The organism is Algoriphagus namhaensis (assembly GCF_042649705.1).
Taxonomy (GTDB): domain Bacteria; phylum Bacteroidota; class Bacteroidia; order Cytophagales; family Cyclobacteriaceae; genus Algoriphagus; species Algoriphagus namhaensis.
The window spans coordinates 52,422-76,932 of the sequence record NZ_JBHRZS010000003.1 but is presented as its reverse complement, the minus strand read 5'-3'; the positions used below and the strand labels follow the sequence as shown (position 1 = coordinate 76,932).

Annotated in this window: 10 protein-coding genes; 6 read left to right on the top strand and 4 right to left on the bottom strand. The window is 43.7% G+C overall.

What is annotated here, in order from left to right; genetic code table 11:
* Position 1 precedes the first annotated feature (1 nt).
* From recO to ACFOSV_RS01940, 5 genes are all read left to right on the top strand, one after another.
* The gene (gene recO, locus ACFOSV_RS01960; RefSeq protein WP_377902850.1) at positions 2-691 is read left to right on the top strand and encodes a DNA repair protein RecO; all 690 of its coding nucleotides are present in this window, start codon (positions 2-4) and stop codon (positions 689-691) included.
* A 189-nt stretch (positions 692-880) separates the two neighbouring features.
* Positions 881-2,641: a transcription termination factor Rho gene (gene rho / locus ACFOSV_RS01955; protein WP_377902848.1), complete on the top strand. Its 1,761-nt coding sequence runs from the start codon at positions 881-883 to the stop codon at positions 2,639-2,641.
* A gap of 152 nt (positions 2,642-2,793) precedes the next feature.
* Positions 2,794-4,290 (top strand): glycine-rich domain-containing protein, encoded by a 1,497-nt coding sequence (locus tag ACFOSV_RS01950; protein WP_377902846.1) that lies wholly within the window; start codon positions 2,794-2,796, stop codon positions 4,288-4,290.
* 348 nt (positions 4,291-4,638) lie between these two features.
* On the top strand, positions 4,639-12,567 hold the full coding sequence (locus tag ACFOSV_RS01945) for a PKD-like domain-containing protein (protein ID WP_377902844.1): 7,929 nt from the start codon (positions 4,639-4,641) through the stop codon (positions 12,565-12,567).
* Positions 12,568-12,787: 220 nt separating this feature from the next.
* On the top strand, positions 12,788-14,407 hold the full coding sequence (locus ACFOSV_RS01940) for a hypothetical protein (RefSeq protein ID WP_377902841.1): 1,620 nt from the start codon (positions 12,788-12,790) through the stop codon (positions 14,405-14,407).
* 27 nt (positions 14,408-14,434) lie between these two features.
* Here ACFOSV_RS01940 and ACFOSV_RS01935 read toward each other — a convergent pair whose 3' ends face one another.
* Both ACFOSV_RS01935 and ACFOSV_RS01930 read right to left on the bottom strand, forming a co-directional pair.
* Positions 14,435-18,838 (bottom strand): hypothetical protein, encoded by a 4,404-nt coding sequence (locus tag ACFOSV_RS01935; RefSeq protein WP_377902839.1) that lies wholly within the window; start codon positions 18,836-18,838, stop codon positions 14,435-14,437.
* 955 nt (positions 18,839-19,793) lie between these two features.
* Positions 19,794-20,828, bottom strand: a complete 1,035-nt coding sequence (locus ACFOSV_RS01930; protein WP_377902837.1) for an RluA family pseudouridine synthase — start codon at positions 20,826-20,828, stop codon at positions 19,794-19,796.
* 55 nt (positions 20,829-20,883) lie between these two features.
* Here ACFOSV_RS01930 and ACFOSV_RS01925 point away from each other — a divergent pair, with 55 nt between their 5' ends.
* Positions 20,884-21,804 (top strand): 1-aminocyclopropane-1-carboxylate deaminase/D-cysteine desulfhydrase, encoded by a 921-nt coding sequence (locus ACFOSV_RS01925; RefSeq protein WP_377902835.1) that lies wholly within the window; start codon positions 20,884-20,886, stop codon positions 21,802-21,804.
* Here ACFOSV_RS01925 and ACFOSV_RS01920 read toward each other — a convergent pair.
* Positions 21,782-22,423, bottom strand: coding sequence for an AlbA family DNA-binding domain-containing protein (locus tag ACFOSV_RS01920; RefSeq protein ID WP_377902833.1), 642 nt, complete (start codon positions 22,421-22,423; stop codon positions 21,782-21,784). The two genes, ACFOSV_RS01925 and ACFOSV_RS01920, sit on opposite strands and share 23 nt — an antisense overlap.
* Positions 22,424-22,441: 18 nt before the next feature.
* The gene (gene uvrB / locus ACFOSV_RS01915) at positions 22,442-24,484 is read right to left on the bottom strand and encodes an excinuclease ABC subunit UvrB (RefSeq protein WP_377902831.1); all 2,043 of its coding nucleotides are present in this window, start codon (positions 24,482-24,484) and stop codon (positions 22,442-22,444) included.
* Positions 24,485-24,511: the final 27 nt, after the last annotated feature.

The window sequence follows — 24,511 nt, the reverse complement described above, 5'->3', positions numbered from 1 at the left end:
TATGCTGATCAAGACACAGGCCATCGCACTCAGTTATATTAAGTATAAGGAGACAAGCATTATTGCTAAAATCTTCACCCGTGACCTTGGACTCAAAAGCTATATCATCAATGGCGTTCGCAGCAAAGGAGGTCAATCCAAAATCGCATTTTACCAGCCACTGAGTCTTTTAGATTTGGTGGTTTACGAAAAAAAGGGCGGTGGACTTCAGCGAATCTCCGAGACGAAAATGCTCCACACTCCGGTACGGATTCCTTTTGACTTTCCACGAATGGGCATTTCACTTTTCCTTACTGAAGTGATTTCAAAGTCCATTCATGAAGACTACCAAAACGAAAGTCTGTTTGATTTTCTCTACCAAAGCATACTTCATTTGGATAGTACCCGGGTGCGAATCGGGCATTTTCCACTAATATTTCTGGTCAATCAGGCTAAATATTTGGGTTTTTCACCAGAAAAAGGAAAAGGCTTTTTCACAGAAAGCCTTGGACAGCCATTCATTGCAGAGGAGCTTGTAGAGGTAATTGATTTCTTGGAGGATGCCTTGAGAAGCGGTTTTGGAACGACCAAAGTCCTAGCGAAAACCTCACGCCAAACGCTAATGGATCATTTACTGGACTTTTATTCCCTACAGCTTGGGCAGGAATTCGTGTGGAAGACCATGCCTATCCTTAGGCAGGTGATGAGTTGATTTCACATCTTAAAGAGTCAAAAAAATAATATTTGTTAAATCCATTGGCAAGGCGTAATATTGTGACATCACAGTGAATGATCAAGTCAGCCCACTTTGGCTTGAGTTTCTCTTGCAGATTTTTTGCTCAGAAAATCATTCATTATCCCGAATAACGATTCTACATTTTATTTATTTCATACCCTTTTTATGTACAACATAGAAGAACTCAGAATCAGACTTTTGTCTGAACTCAAAGAGATTGCTGAGGAGCTCAAAGTAAAAAACTTTAAAAATCTCAAAAAAGATGAACTGGTTTATGCGATTTTAGATCAGCAAGCCATCATCCCTGAGCAAGCCCTCCCAAAGAAGAAACCTTCTGCAGCAGAAGTAACCGAAGCACCCTCACCCGAAAAAGCTCCGGAAGAACCAGCTCGCAAAGCAGCCTCCCCAGAAAATGACGACGAGCAGTACAAGCCTAAGTTTAGACGTCAAAATGTGACAGAAATTCCAAAATCTGAGGAAAAAGAAAACACTGAGGGTCCAAAGCCAAAGCGTGACCCCAAACCAAGACCAGAACGGAAAGAAAAAAGACCCGTAGCTGATCGCAGAGAAAAGCCGGAGCAAGCTTCCCCAGAATCTACTGAGGATAGCAAAACCTTCCGCCCACGCAAAAAAGTCGTAGATCCTAACCCAGGCAATGAGGCAACAGCGGTAGAAACCAACTCAGATGCACCAAAAGCCGATCGGGATGAGCAAGACAATCGTCGAAGAAATCACAATAGAAATCAAGACGATCAAAATAGCAACGATTCTAACAATGGCCGCAGAAAGCCTCAATTGAATGTTCGTGAATTTGACGGAGTCATCGAAAATGAAGGTGTACTCGAAATGATGCAAGAAGGATACGGCTTCCTTCGATCGCTAGACTACAACTATCTCGCTTCTCCCGATGATATTTACGTATCACCAAGCCAAGTAAAACTTTTTGGTTTGAAAACGGGTGATCATATCAAAGGCTCGATTCGCCCACCTAAAGAGGGAGAAAAGTATTTCGCTCTACTCAAACTAATCACAGTAAACGGAAAGACTACCGAGGAAATCCGGGATCGTGTTCCTTTTGAGTATTTGACTCCACTTTTCCCTGAGGAAAGATTAAATCTAAGCACCACTCCCGACAAGTTTTCGACTAGAGTATTGGATCTCTTTGCTCCGATCGGAAAAGGTCAGCGAGGAATGATCGTGGCGCAGCCAAAGACGGGTAAAACCGTACTGCTTCAGCAGATCGCCAATGCGATTACCCAAAACCACCCAGAGGTTCACCTCATGATCCTTTTGATTGATGAGCGACCTGAAGAAGTGACGGATATGGCACGTTCGGTGAATGCAGAGGTAATTTCTTCCACCTTTGACGAGACGGCAGATCGACATGTGAAGGTTTCCAATATCGTTTTGGAAAAAGCCAAGAGAATGGTAGAAGTTGGTCATGATGTGGTAATCCTCTTGGATTCGATCACCAGACTTGCCCGAGCGCATAATACAGTGGTACCAAGTTCTGGAAAGATTCTTTCTGGTGGTGTGGATGCGAATGCATTGCACAAGCCAAAGCGATTCTTCGGAGCTGCTCGAAATGTAGAAAATGGCGGTTCATTGACCATTATTGCTACTGCCTTGGTAGAAACAGGTTCGAAAATGGACGAAGTGATCTTTGAGGAATTCAAAGGCACAGGTAATATGGAACTTGCCTTGGATCGTAAGCTTGCCAATAGAAGAATATATCCTGCGATCGATGTCTTGGGATCTGGAACTCGAAGAGAAGATCTGCTTATGGACAAAGAAGAAATGCAGCGCGTATGGATACTCCGCAAGCTAATGAGCGATATGACCGCTCAGGAGTCCATGGAATTCCTCTTACAGCGAATGAAAGGAACTCGCGACAATGCTGAATTTTTGATCAGTATGAATGGGTAGTCCAGACCTGTTGAAATAATAATTGAAACCCTGTTTTATTAAACAGGGTTTTTTGCTTTAAACCCCTGAAAATTAAATACCTTTGTGTCACCCTAACCGTAACATTTACACCCTGTTGCGGTTTAATATGACAAGAACCTATCATTGAACCCTTGCGGCAGTTTTTCATAGTTCTATTTCTTCTGATCCCAGGCTTTGCCTTTGGGCAGTATGTGCGTGAAGTCTCAGTTATTCGGACATATACCACTTCTGGAACTACAAACATTACTAATCTAAATGACATTACCGGCTTTGATGCAAATAGTGAGATTTTTGCAGTTGCTAGTGTAGATATTTTGATAGTTGGTGGCGGTGGCGGTGGCGGTGGAGGTCTTGCTGCTGGAGGAGGTGGTGGCGGTGAAGTCAAGGTCATCAATATTGACTTAAATCTTGGAGCTTCATTAACCATCAACATTGGTGCAGGAGGAAGAGGAGCACTAAACAGCAACCAGAGGGGAGGATCTGGCTCTAATACTGTAGTAACTTTAAATTCTGGTACTTTTGCAGGAAACTACATCGCACTTGGTGGTGGCGGTGGTGGAAGGACAAGTGCACAACCAGATGGTTTATTAGGAGGCTCTGGAGGTGGCGGGGGGGCTAGATTATCCCCAGCAAGCCAAGCAGGGCCTGGAGCCGGAGGTGGATCGAGTTTTGGTATAGGCGGAGGCACCTCTTATTTGAACCCCGGTTCAAATGGTTTTTTTAATCCATCTAACCCTACAAGTGCTGCCGGTGGCGGGGGCGGAGGTGCGGGAAGTACTGGTACCTCAGGAACTTCTAGCGGTGCTGGTGGAAATGGAGGACAAGGAATCTCACTCCCTCAGTTTACGGGCAGATATGGTGCAGGTGGAGGTGCAAATGGAACTACTTCCAGAGGATCAGGAGGTCTTGGTGGAGGAGGAAATGGTAGCACCGGAGTTGGGGGAAATGGTTCCCCCAATACGGGCTCCGGTGGGGGAGGCGGTGGAACAAATGGTGGAGATGGAGCTGATGGAATAGTAATTGTCCAAATAATTTACCGATTACTTCCAGTGGAGTTTTCCAAATTTGATGTCACATACCAGCCTAAGTTAAGGTCCTCAAAAATTTCTTGGGAGACCGCAAAGGAGTGGGAAAATTCCCATTTTAGTATTGAGCGAGCCGTCAGTAGTGTAAGCAATTGGGAAACTGTAGGACGTGTTGAGGGCCAGGGCTATTCCGATGGGTTTGTTGAATATTCATTCCAAGACCGAGACATTCCACTTGCCGGAGGCAATATTTTTTATCGCCTAAAACAAAATGATTTTAATGGGGATTTTGCCTACAGCGAGACTCGTGCCATTAAAGTGGAGCCAGTACCAGGTGTGACACATTGGAGGGCATACCCTAATCCGACGAGCGGAGATCCATTCAATATAGAAATCCTTGACCCATCAGCCTATAGAGATGAGCCGATCACATTGAGAGTAATTGCTCCTTCCGGTCAGTATGAATTCATCCCTGTTCTGGAAATCAGAAATATGGGTGCACAAGTCAGTGACTATTTCAGAGGCAAGGCGGCTGGAGTATATACCATAGAAATTTCTTGGGGAGAAAACCGAGAGTATCACAAGGTGATATTGAGAAGGTAAGGGAAGCCTTTTATCTCTTAATTTTTAAGCTAAAAAAACACGAGTTAAAATACTCTACTTCATGTGAGTGTAAAGAATAAAATATTTTTTATTTAATTTTTTTTGTATATTCAAAGCCCAAAATAAAAAAATTCAGAATATTATTCTTTTTGAATAAGTTAAAGTGTAATTGGAAATCAAAATATTGTAACTAAATTAACTTATATGGTAAAAATCTACCCTCGAAGTTCAGAAAATCAAGCACTTAAACCATATTTTATTTGAAAAAGTATGTATTTCGAAAAAATCAAATGTAAATTCGAAATACAGAAATAAGACTTTGAATTACATTTTACTAGTCTTGAAAAAATGAAAGTGCGATTTAATCCTTTCTTTCTAATACTTTTTTGCCTGAGTATTTGGGCCTTGGATTCCTATGCTCAAACTCAAATCATTACAACGCCAGACCCTGCTATTCGAAAGTTTGTTGTACCCTCAGGAGTAAATTCTATTACTGTAGAAGTATGGGGGGCTGGGGGAAGCGGAGGTACAAGACAAGGTTCCAATGGTGCAGCAGCAGGTGGCGGTGGTGGAGCTTATTCTCGAAGCGTATTTACAGTAAGCGCAGGACAGGAGATAGATTACTACGTTGGATTCGGCTCTCTTACTACGGCACCAGGTGAGGATACTTGGTTCTTTAATCCCACTACTTTAATGGCCAAAGGCGGTAATTCTCCTGCAATAAATGCTACAACTGGTGCGGCTGGTGGGGCTAAGGCAGATGGATACGGGGATGTTAGAAATAGCGGGGGAAATGGAGGAAATGTTGTCTCAGGTAATGGAGGTGGTGGTGGATCTTCAGCTGGTTCTTTCGCAGATGGAGTCAATGCCATTGGAAGACCTGGAGCCACAGCTCCTTTTGGAGGAGGTAATGGGGGGGCTGGAAAACAGAGCGGAAATGGTCAGGGTGGACAAGGGCGTGGAGATGATGGAACTGCACCTGGTGGTGGTGGTGGTGGATCAGTACGAAACAATGCCTCCGGTACAGAAATCGTTGGAGGTTATGGAGGTAATGGACAAATCCGAATATCCTATATCCAACTTACTTCTGCAATCGGAACTGACAACCAATCTGTCTGTGAGGGAGACCCAATCATCGAAACAACCTACACGGTGCCTCTCGGGTCTTCAATGACTTTCAGTAATTCCCCTCCTGGACTTAGTCCATCTTTTGATACTACAACAGGAACTGTCACCTATTCGGGAACGCCCACAGCTGATGGTACTTATGAAATAGAGGCACTCACTCCCTATGGAATCACCTTAACCAGGAATGGGACGGTCACAATTATCCCACTACCTGAGGTAGATGATTTGTTCACGACAATCTGTAGTGAAGATTCCTTCTCTCTTATTCCGGTTGATGGTATAGACGGCGTAATCCCTGCCGGTACCACTTATGTTTGGGACGCGCCTTCGGTTACCGGTGGCATCACTGGAGGAGCTGCGGGCAGTGGAAGTGCAATCACAGGCGCTTTGACCAATCCAACAAATACTGTTCAATTCGCAACTTATACCGTTACACCCACGGCCAATGGTTGCGTTGGTGATGATTTCCCTGTTACTGTCACTGTGAGTCCAAAGGCTACCATTGATGACTTAACTATCGAAACCTGTAATGGAGACACCTTCAACATCACACCTGTCCAAGGTGCAAACGGAATCGTCCCAGCGGGAACAACCTACAATTGGACGCCGCAGTCTATTCCTGCTGGAATCACAGGGGCTGCATCTGGAAGCGGGACCTCAATTACCGGAACCTTAACCAATACAACCAATGCTCCTTTGGTCGCAGTCTATACCGTCACTCCTACCTCAGGATCTTGTCCCGGTGATGATTTTAGTGTGTCCGTAACGGTAGACCCTGAGCCTAACATCACCGATATTTCACAATCTGTTTGTAGTGGGGAATCATTTACAGTGGATCCCCAAAACGGAACTAATGGCGTCATCCCTTCCGGAACTACCTATTCGTGGATTGTCTCCTCAGTAACAGGCGGAGTAACCGGGGCTACCTCAGGGAGTGGAAGTACGATCACGGGTACCTTGACTAATCCAACGAGCGCCAGTCAGACCGTAGAGTATACCGTTACCCCCTCCTCGGTAACTTGTGGCGGTTCTGATTTTACAGTGACAATAACCGTAAGTCCAGAACCCGATATTACTTCCATGACTGATACAGTCTGCAGTGAAGAGTCTTTTACGGTAACGCCTGTCAATGGAATCAATGGAATTGTTCCGGACGGAACAACCTACATTTGGGGAGTTCCGTCAGTCACCGGAGGAATGACTGGAGGAGCTGCGGGCAGTGGAAATGCAATCACAGGTACTTTAACCAATCCAACTAATACTGCTCAGACAGCGACTTACATTGTTACTCCAAGCTCAGCTGGGTGTACTGGGGACACCTTTGAAGTTACGGTAACTGTAAATCCAGAACCAAGCATTAACGACCTTACCGATGCAATTTGTACTGGAGCTACCTTCAACATCACACCTGTCCAAGGTGCAGACGGAATCGTCCCAGCGGGAACAACCTACAATTGGACGCCGCAGTCTATTCCCGCGGGAATCACAGGGGCTGCATCTGGAAGCGGGACCTCAATTACCGGAACCTTAGCCAATACAACCAATGCTCCTTTGGTGGCGGTCTACACGGTCACACCTACCTCAGGATCTTGTCCCGGTGATGATTTTAGTGTGTCCGTAACGGTAGACCCTGAGCCTAATATCACTGATATTTCACAATCTGTTTGTAGTGGGGAATCATTTACAGTGGATCCCCAAAACGGAACTAATGGCGTTATCCCTTCCGGAACTACCTATTCGTGGATTGTCGCCTCAGTAACAGGCGGAGTGACCGGAGCTACCTCAGGAAGTGGAAGTACAATCACGGGTACCTTGACTAATCCAACGAACGCCAGTCAGACCGTAGAGTATACCGTTACCCCCTCCTCGGCAACTTGTGGCGGTTCTGATTTTACAGTGACAATAACCGTAAGTCCAGAACCCGATATTACTGCCATGATTGAAACCGTCTGCAGTGAAGAGTCTTTTACGGTAACGCCTGTCAATGGAATCAATGGAATTGTTCCGGCCGGAACAACCTACACTTGGGGAGTTCCGTCAGTCACCGGAGGAATGACTGGAGGAGCTGCGGGCAGTGGAAATGCAATCACAGGTGCTTTGACCAATCCAACTAATTCCTCTCAGACCGCTACTTACATTGTTACTCCAAGCTCAGGTGGATGTACTGGGAATACCTTTGAAGTTACTGTAACTGTAGATCCGGAACCAAGCATTAACGACCTTACCAATGAAATTTGTACTGGAGGTACCTTTAACATCACACCAAGCCAAGGTGGAGATGGAATCGTCCCTGCTGGAACAACCTACAATTGGACACCGCAGTCTATTCCTGCGGGAATCACTGGGGCTTCATCCGGAAGTGGGACCTCAATTACCGGAACCTTAACCAATACAACCAATGCTCCTTTGGTCGCAGTCTATACCGTCACTCCTACCTCAGGATCTTGTGCCGGTGATGATTTTAGCCTCTCGGTAACCGTAAACCCCATTACTGCTATTACAACACAGCCTGATCCTTCTGATTATGTAGAATGCTTCGGTGATGGTTTTGACACCCCGCTTACAGTAAATGCTGTTGGCGGACAATTAACATATCAGTGGTATGCAAAACCTGACAATTCAGATATTGCAACAAACCCAGGAACACCTGTTTCTGGCGCAACATCAAGCTCATTTTTACCTCCATCCACTCCAGAAGGAATCAATTATTATTATGTTGTTGTAACAGGTTTTTGTGGAACAGTTGTCTCTGATCTATCAGGTCAGTACAGAGTAAACCCTCCAGAGACAGTGATTGATACGCATCCTTCTACGGATGATGAAACCACCTGCCAAGGCGGAACATTCCCTCAACTTACTGTTTTGGCATCAGGTGAAGGTACAATTAGTTACCAATGGTATAGTAATACATCTCCATCCAATACTGGAGGAACTTTAATTCCAGGCGCAACCGATCCTGATTTTACACCTCCATCAACTACTGTTGGAACCTTATACTATTATGCGACGGGGTCAAGTAACTGTGGAACAGTCCCTACAGATGTCTCTGGAGCATTTACTGTAACTCCTCTAACTGAGATCACGGATGAGGATTTAGCTGGGCAAACAATTTGCGATGGAGATAGCTTTAGCTCAATCTCAGTAACTGCAGATGGCACAGGAACCTTGACTTACCAATGGTATCAAAACGATCAGAATTCCACAACTATAGGAAACATCACGGCGATAGGGCCAAATTCGAACACATTTACACCTCCTGCCACACTTGGCACTTATTATTACTTCGTGGTAGTTTCAAGTGATTGTGGCCCGGATGATACTTCATCAGTTTCTGGTCAATTTACCGTCAATCCAATCCCAACTGTCACCAACACAGATTTAGATCAAACCATTTGTTCAGGGGGTAGTACTTCAGAAGTTATCTTTACTTCTGGTGTTGCAGGGACTGCCTTCGATTGGACTGCTACGGCAACAGCGGGTGTTTCTGGTTTTACAGCAAGTGGATCTGGACCAATTCCAATAGAAACCATATCTACGACCGGTACAACTCAGGGCTCAGTTACTTATGAAATAATACCATCAGCCAATGGCTGTACTGGTCCTTCAATAAATTATACGGTATTTGTCGATCCACTACCAACAGTAACCAATTCTTCGTTAACGCAAGAAGTATGCTCGGGTGGAAGCACAACAGAGGTTATCCTTACTTCAGATGTTTCAGGAACTACATTTGACTGGACCGCTACAGCAACGGCAGGTGTATCTGGGTTTACAGCAAGTGGATCTGGCCCCATTCCTGTGCAAACAATTTCAACCACAGAGTCAAGCCCAGGCACTGTTACCTATGAAATCACTCCATCAGCCAATTCTTGTGATGGCCCGATCGCAACCTATACTGTTGTAGTGAACCCAATTCCAACAGTTACCAATGCATCATTAACCCAAACAATTTGTTCAGGTCAAAATACTACTGAAGTAAACCTAACTTCAGATGTTTCTGGAACGGCGTTCACTTGGACTGCAACCGCAACATCAGGTGTTTCTGGGTTTGCAGCAAATGGATCTGGACCTATCCCCGTCCAATCGATTACAACTTCTGAATCAACCCCAGGTACTGTTACCTATGAAATCACTCCCTCGGCCAATGGGTGCAACGGTCCGATTGCAACTTATACTGTCGTAGTTAATCCCGTTCCGACAGTTACTAATACTTCCTTAACCCAAACGATTTGTTCAGGTGGAAGCACTACCCAAGTTGACCTCACATCCGATGTTTCAGGAGTTATTTTCAACTGGACAGCTAGTGCATCCTCTACAGATATATCTGGCTTTAGCGCAAGTGGATCTGGTCCCATCCCAGTCGAAACTATTTCCAATTCGGGAACTACACAGGGAACAGTGACCTATACCATTATACCTGTGGCTAATGGATGTTCAGGAACTAATACTGACTATGTGGTAAGGGTCGATCCTTTACCTTTTCCAACGTTCACTTCATCTCCCCCAGCTCAAGTATGTGCTGAAATTGACCCTGTTACTTACACAACGCAGCCGGGTCAGAGCAATTACACTTGGACTATACCCGGGACACCTGGCTCAGATTATACCATTACTTCAGGTGGGACAGGTGCAAACAGTAATTCTGTAACACTTTTGTGGCAAAGTGCAGGTACTAAAACTGTAACCGTGAGCTACACAAACAGCAGTAACGGCTGTCAGGCTGTAACCTCCGCAACAAGTACGACACTAGTAGAACCTCTTGCCACGGTGGGCGATACTTCTGTTCCGTTCCCAAGTGTTTGTATAAGTAGTCCCGTGTTGAATCCTTTCACACAACCTACTATGGGTGTAATAGGAATCGGTACCCCTACAGGTTTGCCTCCAGGAGTGAATGCGAATTTCAATCCCTCAACAGGTGAAATTGAATTTTCTGGAAATGTTTCTGGGGCTACACCTGGATTGTATTCATACTCAATCCCCCTTACAGGTAATTGCACAAATGGTCTAACTGCTACAGGAACAATAGACGTAACACCAAATTATCAACTTACTTCTATTTCTGCCGTTTCTGCTACATTCTCAGGTGGTTCGGCTAGGATTATCATCAATGGTAACCCTGCGGATTTGCCAAACGGTGAGTATGTGGTAACCTATGAACTTGATGACGGTACTCCACCTCCTGTAACCGCAACATCCGCTCCATTTAGTGTAACAAATGGTCGAGGTGTATTCCCAACTATTCCTCTTACAGACCTAACAGTTGATGTATATACAATAGAGATTCTGAGTATTCAGAAAACAACTGATGTATGTATAGTACCAATCAACGCAAACAATACTGCTCTCTTCAGTCTATGTGGAGCTAACTATGACCAAGATGGCACTTTCTATGTCCCCGCAGGGATCTTTGAAATAACTATCACCGCTACTGGTGGCGGTACTTCGGGGGCCACAGATCTTATTACAATACCAGTAACTCCTGGGGAACCTTTAGGTGTTTTCATCGGTGAAGGTGGAGCCACAGGAACAGGAAGAGACACCTATGTGACTCGAGACCCTACCCAGACGGATCTCCAATCAACCAGCTTAATCTATGTTCAAGGACAAGGTGGCCCAGGAGCAAATGGAGAAGTAATCATTTCATACACCTGTCCTGATCCGAATAGCGCAGATTGCATTGAAGTAATTGATGATGGAGCAAAAACAGGAACCACAGTCATCAGATTTAATTGTGATGATACATGGGAAATTCCTGAAGGATTGGTAGAATTCAGCGTCTATGCCATTGGTGGTGGTGGTGGTGGTGGTATGGGTCCAACAGCTGGTGGTGGTGGTGCTGGTGGTTTCACTTCTACAACAGTCACTAGCACAAATCCATCTGGAATCGCTGGAGGAAACTCGATAAACATAAATATAGGCGAGGGTGGAACCGGTGCGACTACTGTCAATGTCAAAGGAAACAGCGGAAACAATACAACTGTGACTGGTACAATCCCAGATCAAAGTGGAAATATATCCATTAACCTTAATGCTCAAGGCGGCGGTGGCGGTGGGTCCTTTAACAATTTGGATGGTCTGAGCGGTGCGTCTGGAGGTGGTGGCGCATACAGTGATCAAACTAATGATACTGCTGGACAAGGTGGATCAGGTATAGCTGGTCAAGGTCATAGTGGTGGGCGCGGAGGCCGAGGAAATCAACCAAATCATGCACGTGGCGGCGGTGGCGGTGGTGGAGTTGGTGAAGTGGGCGAAAATGGCAGTGGTTCTGGTGTAGGTCAATCACGGGCTGGAGACGGAGGCGATGGTTCAAGTTTCGCCCTGAGCGTTACCTCATTCGGCTATGGTGCTGGTGGTGGTGGTATAGGCTTTAATTTTAATGGACAAGCTGACAGAGAAGGCTTGGGAGGAGAAGTTGATGGAGTAATCTTGGGAGGTACTGCGAGCAATAGCGGTGTCGGGGGTGATGGCACCATTTACACCGGATCAGGTGGTGGAGCAGGTAGGCTAGGAGGCGGTGCAGGGGGGCAAGGAGTTGTCTTTATTGTCTATGAAAACTTCCGTATCCTCCCCGTCGAATACTTGTATTTCGAAGCCGAATATAATCGAAACTTACGCGCAGGAGACCTTTCTTGGGCTACTGCCAAGGAGTGGGAAAATGATCGATTTGAAATTCAGAGATCAGTCAATGATACAAGAAACTGGGAAATCATAGGCGAGCATAAAGGTGCTGGCTACTCTGACGAAGTTACGGTGTATGACTACAGAGATACCCGACTTCCTGTCGCCGGTGGAAATATTTTCTATAGACTTAAGCAGTTTGACTTTGATGGAGATACAAGCTATAGCGAAACTCGAGCCATTCAAGTAGAGCCATTACCTGGAGTAACACGCTGGAGAGTTTATCCGAACCCTACCACAGGTGATCCTTTCAACATTGAGCTACTTGACGCGGCCTTCTATGGAGATGAAGAGATTACTGTCAGGGTGATAGCACCAACAGGTCAGTTTGAAACTTTTGATAAGCAAAATCTTGCCACAATAGGCAGGGAGGTTAGTCAATACTTTATAAACAGGGCCGCGGGAGTATACACTATTGAGATCTCATGGGGTATCTATCGAGAATATCATAAAGTGATCTTGCGACGATAACCGTATTTTAACTCTTAGGAAAAAGCCCCTAAAATCAGGGGCTTTTTTTATTAGTCTTATAAAAATAATCTAAATATTTATTTTAAAATAAATACCAAAATAATATACTTGTATATAATATTTAACTTTTTTAAGAGTTATTATAATTTTTCTTGTTATATAATTCATTTAAATAGAAATAAAAAACATATTTAATAAGACAACCTGTTATTTAGGCAAAATGAAGAAGAAGTTACTCACACTGGCTCTAGTCAGTATTTTTGCATTTTCGTGCAATAATGACCCCGACGGGCCAATAAATGACCCAAATATCCTGATAAATACAAATGCAGAGGAACTAAGTTCAAGATTAACTCTGGATGGCACAGGAGTAGTAGGAATCACCAACATATCCTCATCAGGTGGCAGGATTCTCGAAGATGCAGATGAGATATCACTAATCTTAGTATCTCAGGCGCCATCTCCGGTATATGAGGGAAAAATACTCCGCGCTACTCATGTGGATATTGACGGTAAATATGCATATGTTAGCTATAATACCGAGGGTAGTACCTACTTAGGAGGAGTAGAAATTATTGATATTTCAAATGCTTATGACCCAAAAATAGTAAGTCAAGCTATTTTCAAAAATGCGGATGTAAGTGCTTTGGAATATAGAAATGGACAGCTTTTTTTGGCTTTGGCTATCGATGTAGACAACGATGAAAAAGCTACAGAGCCAGCCAATCTTGGTGTAGTTTCCGTAAATGACGGACAATTCACTTCAGACTTTTCAATTTATTCAGTTGCTGGGTTTGTTGGCACGGATGTGAGTACTGCATCTGATTTTACTGCACTTGTGAGCGGAAACAATGGTCTATTGACCATTTTCGATATCAATCAAAATGTCTCGAATGAATTCCCTATGACCGACCTTAGAGGGGTGGATAATGACGACAATAGAATTGTAATTCTCAGCGGTAGCGAAGGTATAAAAATCCTAAACTCTGGCACTCTTGCGGAGGTAGGCTCTATCGCTATTGATGCTCAAGAAGCAGGTGCAAAGCGAATTATTCAAATCGAAGATGGACGTATTTTTGTAGCTGAAGGAGGTGAAGGTGCAGGTATTTATAGACTTTCCAATGGAAACTTGATCTCTAAAATCGCCATACCGATCAATCCAGAAAACGTAGAGCCAGGAGATATAGTAACCAATGCTGTATCTATAGACGATGATCTTCTTTTTATGGCCAATGGGGCTGCAGGGATTTCCATCGCTGACGTCGATGATGAAGATGAATTCAAACTTTATGGCATCCTAGACCTGGACGGATCCTCCAATTTTGTGAAAAATGAGGAAGGTTTCGTTTTCGTAGCTACCGGTGCGGGAGGACTTCAAATTCTCAAAATCCAAGAAGTGGATGAAGACTATGATGAAGAAAGATGCGAAGATCTTCCAAAATATGAAGGCAGCGATAACTTGAACATAAACACGAATGAATCCGAGGGATATGGAGGAACTACCTCACTTAAAAATGTGAATATTGGAGGTGAATTTCTGTTTTGTGGCTCTTTAGCTATTCAAAGTAATCTTAATGTTGACAGCGGTGGATTGATGGAAGTCTATGGTTCCTTTATTTTTGGACAATTCAAGAAAAATACGAGCCTGAATGTTGGTAGTAATTCAACCTTGAGGCTTTCAGGATCGACGGTGATTTACGGAGATCTTAAATTAACTAGCGGAGCGACCCTAGAATTTGTGGGAGATGAAAATGAAGTTTACATCTATGGCGATGTCATCATCAATAGTGGCGCCAAAGTGATAGGCAATTTTAATGAGCCAACTGGCAAACTTGATTAAACAAAAAGGCGGCTTTTAGCCGCCTTTTTAATTTTCTTCTGGTATATCTTCATCCTCTCGGCGTTTAGGATCCTTGGCCCTTCCTAGACCCACACTTGCTCTGAGTCCACTTAAAGTTGCTCTCATCCAGCCCCCAAAAATAAATTTGGACTTATCGCGCTCATAGTAAATCCTACGAGTTACTTTCTTTTTGAAAAGACCACGTGGGTTCTGGTTTTTAATCGCCGTATTGGCTGCAAAAGTATAAAGCCCCAGTTTACCAGTCCCCGGGTCAAGAGTGAGAGAATCCAAAAACTGAACCTTGAGATCTTCATAATAAAACCGCATTCGGCCCCAAGCCTCATCCTTATTGATTTTAAACCTCCATCTTCCATCAGTAACCTTCCCAGAGTTTACGCCCACAAAAACGGTACGTTCCATCATTGAATTCACCTTGGTCAGATCAAAAGCACCCAATTCAATATCCACATCCATTTCATAGGGGTCTTTGAAATCCATTTTCGCTTCCAAAGACACATCTCCATCTCCTTCGATGAGTGCTGTCGCTTTGAGCGTCGCAGATTTTAGGGGATAAGGTATGGTATCTGGGGTAGTGACAAAGGGAACAATGGAGACATTCAAATCATTAAAATTCAAAGCTCCCACCAAATTGCCTCTAGGTACCAATTCTTGATATCGAATGTGTGAATTAATTACAAGGAACGAGTCTAAACTGACTTGGATCGGAGCCGATTGAAGTAATTTCTGAGGCATAGGCTTGATCACACCTTCTTTGAGTGGCAGTCTTTTGTCTCTGAAAACATCCATTTCCAAACCATCTACGACAAGGGATTGAGCGACGATTTTCCGCTCACTAGCTAGGGCTTCAAGGTCGATATCGTTCATCTTAACGTCCCTGACTCTAGCTTCGATGGCGTCCGACTGAAAGCCTAAAGTTCGCAAATACTTATAGCGACCGACGGTTGGCCTGAACCATAAATCTTCCAAATGAACCATCCGATCCTTAAAGCTCATCTTCCCAACCGTTAATTTCGTCAGGCTATCTTTGCTATGAAGGCTATAATTGGTAAGGGATATGCTCAGATCTTGATTTAGAAAAAAATCAGGACTCGTGTCTTGTTTTTTACCCAAAAGCTCCAAATTCAAATCAACCAAACTTAAATTAATCCCATCAAAATCAAGTTTGGGAATCGGCTGCTCTTCCTTATCAAAAATCTGGATCTCTCCATTACTTATAATTACATCATCCAAAATCAAAGAGTTGACCAGACCTTTGGCTTCCTTTGGCTCCTGAATTTCCTCGGGCTGATTGGCAGAAGACTCCTCTTCCTTTTCCTGATCTAGGTAAATCTTGACATCTGGATCAGTCAAAGTCAATTGACTTAATTCAAATCTTCTAGTAGAAAGAATCTCAAAAAGCTTGTTGTTCTTCACCCCGACCGAAGCAATATCGGCAAGTACCACTGGCTTACCGGCTTTTCCCCGGATATTGCTTGGGATAATTTGAAAATTACTAAATACCGATTCGTCTGTAGCGGTATTCAATTCCACATCAGAAAATTTCAGGGTATGTACACTATCTGGAAGTGCAAATGAAAAATCTTGAAGACTAATGGATATTTGATCATAGAGCCCCGAAATATTTTCCTCTCCAAGTGTCGCAGAATCCAGATCAAACCCTTGGATCAAAATGTCAAATTTGGTCTCAATAGATTCGAGATCTGTTTCACCAATGAGATAATCCAACTTAAGGAAAGACTGATCGGCTTCAATGCTATCAATGGCTATCCGGTCAATCGACTTAGGAAGCGATGTGTTCCGGCTGCTGTCTCTGGCTAACCGGCTAGCGGCCTTTATATCGGGATTAATTTCCAAGTTTACCTCGCTTCCTACTACCTTCAGTTTTTTGAGCTCTAGGCTATTTTCAAATAAAAATCGATCCATATTCACTCCCTCCAAAACTACTTCTGGAAGTGAAATCGCTAGGATCAGTTTACTAGACAGGGAAGCTGAAGGAATCAAACTTAAATTTTCAATGCTTATTCGTTCTGCCTTTGAATTGTAATTAATATTGTTGGTTAAAACCGAATAATTACCTCCTGCTAGGCTAAATGCATAATCCTTAAAATTGATGCTAATTTCATCTGAAAAGAAGGTTTGTTCAGGCCTCTGCACCATACCACGCTCCACGTGAAAATTCTTTAAGTCTATACTCAAGCCATCCTCACTAATCCTCATTGGCTGATCTCTGGCAAAATTCTGATACGACAGATTCCCATCTTCAAAACTCAAGGAATCAATAGTGATGGATCGAAAATACTGGGTAAGCAGCTCGCTGAGCTCATTATCTGAGGCCAATCCTGATGACCTAGATTTTTGCCTTTTGGCATAGGTATCGAAAGAGGCACTCGTGGATGGGATGGTTATAAATCGAATCACTAGCTCCTCCTCAAAAAATGCTTTTCGCAAGTCCACCCCCTCGGCGGCAAAGTAGGGTATATCCAAATCCAAAATGGCGGTCTTTCCGTACGTACTGAGCAAGGTCTGGACCTGAGATGTATCATTGGGACTGATTTTGAAGTTTTGAAGCTCAACACGCTCATTCTTAGAATCTACAATTACCTTCTCTGCTGAAAATTCATGGAGATTGTCTCGCAATTTCAATCGATAATTATCCAGATTAAGTACGAGCTCATTAGCCAGAAAAAACTCCTTGGTATTTTGTACCTTTTCTGGCTCAATCAGTACATCCTCAAGCAATAAGCTAAACCTATCAAAGCCCACTCCATCACTTCGGATTCCAGAGGCATTTGTAAATGAAATTTCTCCATCTTTTAGATCAAATACACCAATTTTCAATTGTGATAAATAACCTTCAAGAAGTTCATTGATTCCCCCCGGCTGTTTTGGGTTAGATGTCAAACTCTCATTTTCTATAATCTCCACTTTGGGAGAATTGATATTTACCTGGGAAATATCAAGCTTCCCTTCATTATAAAATTTCTTCAGTCTGGCTTGAGATAGTTCTAGCTCAGGAAGCTCTATCCGCAAAAGTAACTTAGGTTGATTTTCTACAGAGAAAGATTCGCGTGGTTCGATTTTAAAACCCTGAACTAGAATCTGATCGGTAAAACTATTAACAGTCACTCTATCCCCTTCGATCAGGTGGATCCCATCTGAAAGATAAATATCCACATCCCCAATAATCATGGACGCCTCATCTCCATAGAAAAACTGGTTTTCCTTTTTCGCATCATCCTCCCCCAAATAAAACTCAACCATCTTAAAATCAAGATTCCCCAATTCAATTCTATTTTTCAGAGTATCCTGGAAATCCGAACTAACAAATTGTCCACGATTGATCGACAGCTCATTAATGGAAAGGGACTTGAGAATCCCGTTGATCAAATCATTCAAATCCGAAGCACCTTGATTCTCCTGATTGGACCGCACTGCATGACCGATGTGGAAATCTGGAGCATTAAGTACAATTTCATCGATTTGGAGTTCTGAAGTCACAAATGCCCTATTCAAATCCACTTTATTCAGCAAAAGCTCATCTAGTGACAATTCGTAATAGGACTTGCTAGGCTTAGTCCTGTCTGGGGTCATTCGGAAAAATTTCAAATCAATAATTTCCTCCAAGGAGGAAATAAAAATTCGATTTGCTTCCACGGTGTGCACTCCATCTGGTAAGGTAAATTGACCAGATTCCATTTCAAATTCAAAACCTCGTGCATTGAAGGGTGTGATCCAGTCCTCAGTGGTAGTCAGATTCATGTCCCGGACCAAAAGCTTACTCTTCTCTACTTTCAAGGAGTTATCGCTCAAGAAGTTCAGAAAAAATAGGTCTGCATTATTCATTTCGATCTCTCGAATGACCAAAGCATTCAACTTAGTCTTTTCTATGGTTTTTCTAATTTCTCGCTCCAAGGAAGCAACAGGAGATTCCTTTTGCTTGTAGCTTGCCGAATCTTGTTCTACAGCTTCTTGATCCTGATTTTGTGATCCCGAGGCCTTTTCAGCCAAAGTCAGCTGAACATTCGGATTATCTAATTCTAGTTTGCCCAGATAAAAAATATTCTCTTCAAATGAATACCATAATCCCTTGAAAGCCAACTGATCCAAGGAAAAATCAAACAAGGTTTGCCCGTCGGTTGGGATCACCCCATCATTCGGCTTCATCACGATCCCATCCAAAAAGATCCCCCTTCTTACCAGCGAAATATTGAGTCTGTTAAAATCGATGGAGTACACGGAAGAAGTAGCCTCGTTCACCTTATTTCTTGCCCAATTTGCAAGGAATAAATTAGAGCCAAAGTACACGGTAAACTCCAAAAAGAGGATAGCAAGTAATAACCCAATAACTACCCGAAGTACCTTCTTACGTAATTCGTGCCCCTTAATTTTCCGTACCTTTTTTTGACTCATGACCTGCAATACTCTAGGCTAAAATAGGCAAAGATTAATAAACTAAGTAAAAAAAGAAAAGGCAGCGAAATCGCTGCCTTTAGCTGTAGGAGAAGGATTCGAACCTCCACGAGGTAGTTAGGCGATAGTCCGGTTTAGAGTATGCTTTATCCAATCCTGAATCCGATTAGAACCGGATCTGGATCCTCACCCCCGAGACAGGAGGGCTTGTCTGCCAATTTCAACATCCTACAAAGTGCTGATTTCTTCAACTTGAAGTGGAAGGATGAATACTTTCACTCATCCATGTCTCAAATTTATAGATTTGATCCGTTTATTAAAATTTTGGCAACAATTTGATATTTTTTTTACAGTTTATTTATCATAATGACTTATTTATTAAATGAAATAAAATTTGTCTTATAAAAATGCTCGATTCATTATCGATTCCATAATTGGCCACTTAAATCTGGAGCAAAAAAAAACCATGAAACATAATTTCATGGTTTTGTCAATTAACAATAAACCCAAAATAACCTGCTGTAGGAGAAGGATTCGAACCTCCACGGAGTAGTTAGGCAAATTTACGAGCTCGCTAAAGTGCTTTATCCCATGACCTCCACCCCCGAGACAGGAGGGCTTGTCTGCCAATTTCAACATCCTACAGTATGTGTGTTTTTTACCCTTTTGGTATGTACAAATATAAATGAATCAGATTCTTTATTGCAAATATTTCAAAGATTTAATTATTTTTTTACGGTATTTTTATTTAAAAACTCTTTTCATTAATTATTCGATAATTTAAGTGCCGATTTCTCCTTGGATTTTGCCAAATCGGAAGTGAATCAGATTACAACCTTAAAAAAATGCAAATCTAATGATCCCTCTAGATGAGACATGCCCAAACCCTTCAGGATTCCAAGGCCAAAAAATTCAAAAAGATGATACGAATTGTTTGAAATTAAGGCTAATACCCCTATTCGTATTGCACGTAGTCCCGCCATTTATCCAAAACCGTCTGCATATCCTCGGGTAAGGGCATTTCAAAATATAGGCTCTCTCCTGAAACAGGATGTACGAAACCTAAGGATTTGGCGTGAAGGGCTTGTCTTGGTAGCGCCTCAAAGCAATTATGTATAAAGGCCTTGTACTTGGCAAATTGAGTTCCCTTTCGAATTTTATCCCCGCCATAGACCGCATCGTTAAAAAGTGGATGTCCAGCATATTTCATATGTGCCCGAATCTGATGGGTTCTCCCTGTTTCCAGATTACATCTGATCAAACTCACATAGCGCAATCGCTCCTCTACCTCCCAATGAGTCACTGCATGCTTCCCTTCATTGCCTTCCGGATAGACATCCATCACCTTTCGATCTTTATGACTTCGCCCCACATTCCCGACGATCGTTCCACGATCTGCCTCAGGTTCTCCCCAAACCAAAGCCAAATAGGTCCGCTCAATGGTATGATGAAAAAATTGAGCGGCCAGCTTGGTCATGGCACCCTCTTCCTTTGCAATCACTAATAAGCCTGAGGTATCCTTGTCTATGCGATGTACCAACCCAGGTCTTCCTTCATTGCCTTTCATCTCAGGCAAATCCTGAAAATGATGGACCAAGGCATTCGCCAAAGTTCCCGTCCAGTTACCATGAGCCGGGTGTACCACCATTCCAGCGGGTTTATTGACCACAAGGAGGTATTCATCTTCATAGAGAATATCTAGAGGAATGTCTTCTGGATAAACTTCATTATCCTTGGGAGGGCTCTCGAGCAAAACTTGAATCACATCATTGGGCTTAATTTTGTAATTCGACTTCTTCTGAAGCCCGTTGACCAGAATATTTCCCGTATCCAGTGCCTGTTGCACTTTATTTCGGGTGGCATTGGCGAGTTTTTCGCTCACAAATTTGTCGATTCGAATAGGGCTTTGCCCCTTATCTACTACAATTTTGTGATGCTCAAAAAGCTCTAAATCATCCGATTCAAATTCCTCCTCTGGTAATTCGCTCATGGAGCAAAAATAACAGGATCTCCTGTAACTTTGTCTGTAATCAAAAATCTTCCCCTTGCTCACAGCCCGGCCCATTCCAAACGAAAAGCTATCTAGTCCTGATTTTGATGCTGCAGGCCTTGAAGTTTGGGTCAAGAGGCTGGATTTAGTACATCCTGAAATTCCCGGAAATAAATTTTTCAAGCTCAAATACAATCTCCAAAAAGCAGTAGAATTCGGCCACAAGCAGATTCTAACCTTTGGCGGAGCCTATTCCAATCATATCCATGCCACCGCTCAGGCAGCCCAATCTCTAGGAATGAATTCCATAGGGATGATCCGCGGTGAGCTCACCCCTCCTTTAAATCCAACGCTTCAATCAGCGAGCGACGCAGGTATGAAACTGATTTACCTCGATCGGTCTACCTATCGGCAAAAAACAGATCCGGATTTCCTTGCAAAGCTGCGCAAAGAAATTGGCCAATTTTATCTCATTCCAGAAGGCGGAACCAATGAACGGGCTATCCAAGGCACTCAAGAAATCCTAAGTCAAGAAGACAATAAATTCACCCATTTGGCATGTGCTATCGGTACCGGAGGAACTTTCGCGGGTATCGCTACAGGCAAATCGGATAACCAGGAATTAATCGGTATTTCTTCTCTCAAGGGTGCATTTATTATGGAAGATGTGAAAAATTTGATCCTGCATACGGCTTCTGCTCTTCCTCCAAGGATACATATTGATACAGACTTTCACTTTGGTGGCTACGCCAAAACGACTCCTGAGCTCATCGATTTTATTTGGGATTTCTACACTAGATTCGGCATTCCATTGGACCCCATTTACACTGGAAAAATGGCTTTTGCTATCTTTAAAAAAATCAAATCAGGGTACTTTCCGGCAGGATCCAAAATTCTCCTCATTCATACCGGTGGGCTACAGGGCAATCAAGGTTTTACTGAACGAACCCAGATTAAACTCCCCCCTTCAGCGTAAAAAAATCTTCTGCTTCTTGAGGATGAATAGCCAGCACATTGGCCAAAACCAATCGAACAAGCGTTCTAGAGGCAAGAAATTTAGGGATTCGAGCCAGTTTGGCGTATTCTTTTACTGTGATTTGTTCCTTTTCGTCCAGCGCCTTGAGTAGCAACTCTTCTTTTTCTCCGTAGGTGAATATCACGTCCTTTTCCCGCTTTCCTTTTTTCAAAATCTCCCAGACTTCCTTACTCGCCTGTACGCTTCGATCCTTCACACGAATGTAGGACTTGCGCATTCCATCAACTTTCAAAAAATGAGGACGAGCATCGCTCAAAGGAATCTCAAAAATCGCCACGCCCTTTTTTTCGTTGATCGCCAGTGTCTCCCTAGTATAGTTCAAAGGAGGGAAAATCAGCTCCTCAATGGCTTTTTCCAACACATAAACTTCATCCTCGATAAATTTCTGCCCACTCACCGTCCCATCGTCATCCACACCCACGAGTAGTACTCCTCCAGCCGTATTGGCCATGGCGATGAGCTCACGCACGATTTTTTCTGGATGGGCAGCCTTCTTCTTAAACTCAATGGTCAGCCCTTCCCCTCTCCCGGCCAGTCTTTTTACATCAGCGAGTTGCATTATTTTCTCTGTCTATGCTTAGTTTCCAGGACCTCGTTTTAATTCTTCCAGCTTTTTCTTTTGCGCCATCCATTCGTCTCGGAATCTTGCCGCCTCCATAAAGTTCAGCTCCTTGGCGGCCTTCTCCATAAGTTTTTGCGTTTGAGAAATCAGCTTTTCGAGTTTATCCGCAGATAAAAACTGAACGACAGGATCTGCCGCCATCGTACTTTCTGCACCGATTGGCTCGGCATAAACCTTTGCGTTTTTCTTACTATCTGCTACTTTGGTTTGACCCATGATTTTATCCCGCGATTTAATGATGGTCTGCGGAGTGATCCCATGTTCAGTGTTGTATTCGATCTGCAGAGCACGCCTACGTTTGGTCTCATCAATAGCCGAAGCCATCGAATCGGTAATTTTATCTGCGTACATGATCACGCGGCCTTCGTCATTTCGCGCCGCCCGACCAATGGTCTGAACCAGGCTCCGCTCATTTCGAAGAAAGCCCTCCTTATCTGCATCCAAAATTGCCACCAGTGATACCTCAGGTAAATCCAGCCCCTCACGGAGTAGATTCACTCCCACCAGCACATCAAACACTCCCAGTCTTAGCTCTCGCAAAATTTCCACTCGATCCAGGGTCTTCACTTCGGAGTGAATGTATCGTGATTTGACCCCAGCGCGCTCCAGAAACTTCTGTAGCTCCTCTGCCATTCGCTTGGTAAGTGTGGTCACCAATACTCTCGCTCCCCGTTGAATAGTCTGATCAATTTCTTCCAGTAAATCATCGATCTGGTTTTGACTTGGGCGAACCTCAATCGTGGGATCCAACAATCCGGTAGGTCGGATGATTTGCTCCACCACTACTCCTTCGGTCCTGCTCAGCTCGTAGTCTGCCGGCGTTGCCGAGACATACACCACCTGATTGGTGAGTTCCTCAAATTCTTCAAAGCGCAGAGGACGATTGTCCATGGCTGAGGGCAAACGGAACCCAAAATCCACCAAATTGACCTTTCTCGCTCGATCTCCACCCCACATTGCGCGCACCTGAGGCACAGTCACATGGCTTTCATCGATCATCAAGAGAAAATCATCCGGGAAGTAATCCAGCAGGCAGAAGGGCCGCATACCTGGCTCCCTTCGGTCGAAATAGCGGGAATAGTTTTCTACCCCAGAGCAGTAGCCTAGCTCCCGCATCATCTCCAGATCAAACTCCGTTCGCTCCTGAAGTCGCTTGGCTTCAATAAATCGTCCTTCCTTTTCGAAGAAATTCACCTGCGCCACCATATCGTCCTGAATCTCCTTGATGGCTTGCTGCAACACATCTTTTCCCGTCACAAAGAGATTGGCTGGGAAAATGGAAATGATCCGCTCATCGGAGATTTTCATCCCTGTGGCCGGATCGATTCGCTGAATGGCCTCGATTTCATCTCCCCAAAAGAAAATCCTATACCCAAAATCTGCATAGGCCACAAAAATATCCACGGTGTCCCCTTTCACCCGAAAAGTACCATGGGTCAAATCCTGATGCGTTCGGCTGTACAAAATATCCACTAGCTTAAACAGGAGCTGATTTCTTGGAATACGGTCGCCCTCCTGCAGTCGGATTACATTTTTACCAAACTCCTCTGGATTTCCTATACCATAAATACAGGACACGGAGGCCACCACGATCACATCTCGACGACCAGTGAGTAAAGAGGAGGTGGCACTGAGTCGTAGTTTTTCGATCTCCTGATTGATGGAGAGATCTTTTTCTATATAGGTCCCCGAAGTGGGAATAAAGGCTTCCGGCTGGTAGTAATCATAGTAGGAGATAAAATACTCCACGGCATTTTCAGGAAAAAACTGCTTAAACTCCCCGTACAACTGCGCTGCCAAGGTCTTATTGTGACACAAAACCAAAGTCGGCTTCTGCACATTCTGGATCACATTGGCCATGGTAAAGGTCTTCCCCGATCCGGTCACTCCGAGCAGCACTTGTGCAGGTTCTCCAGCTTGGATTCCCTCACTGAGCTGATGGATGGCATTGGGCTGATCGCCCGTGGGTACGTATTCTGAGGTAATTTTAAAATCCATAATATCTATTGCTTCTATGCAACACCC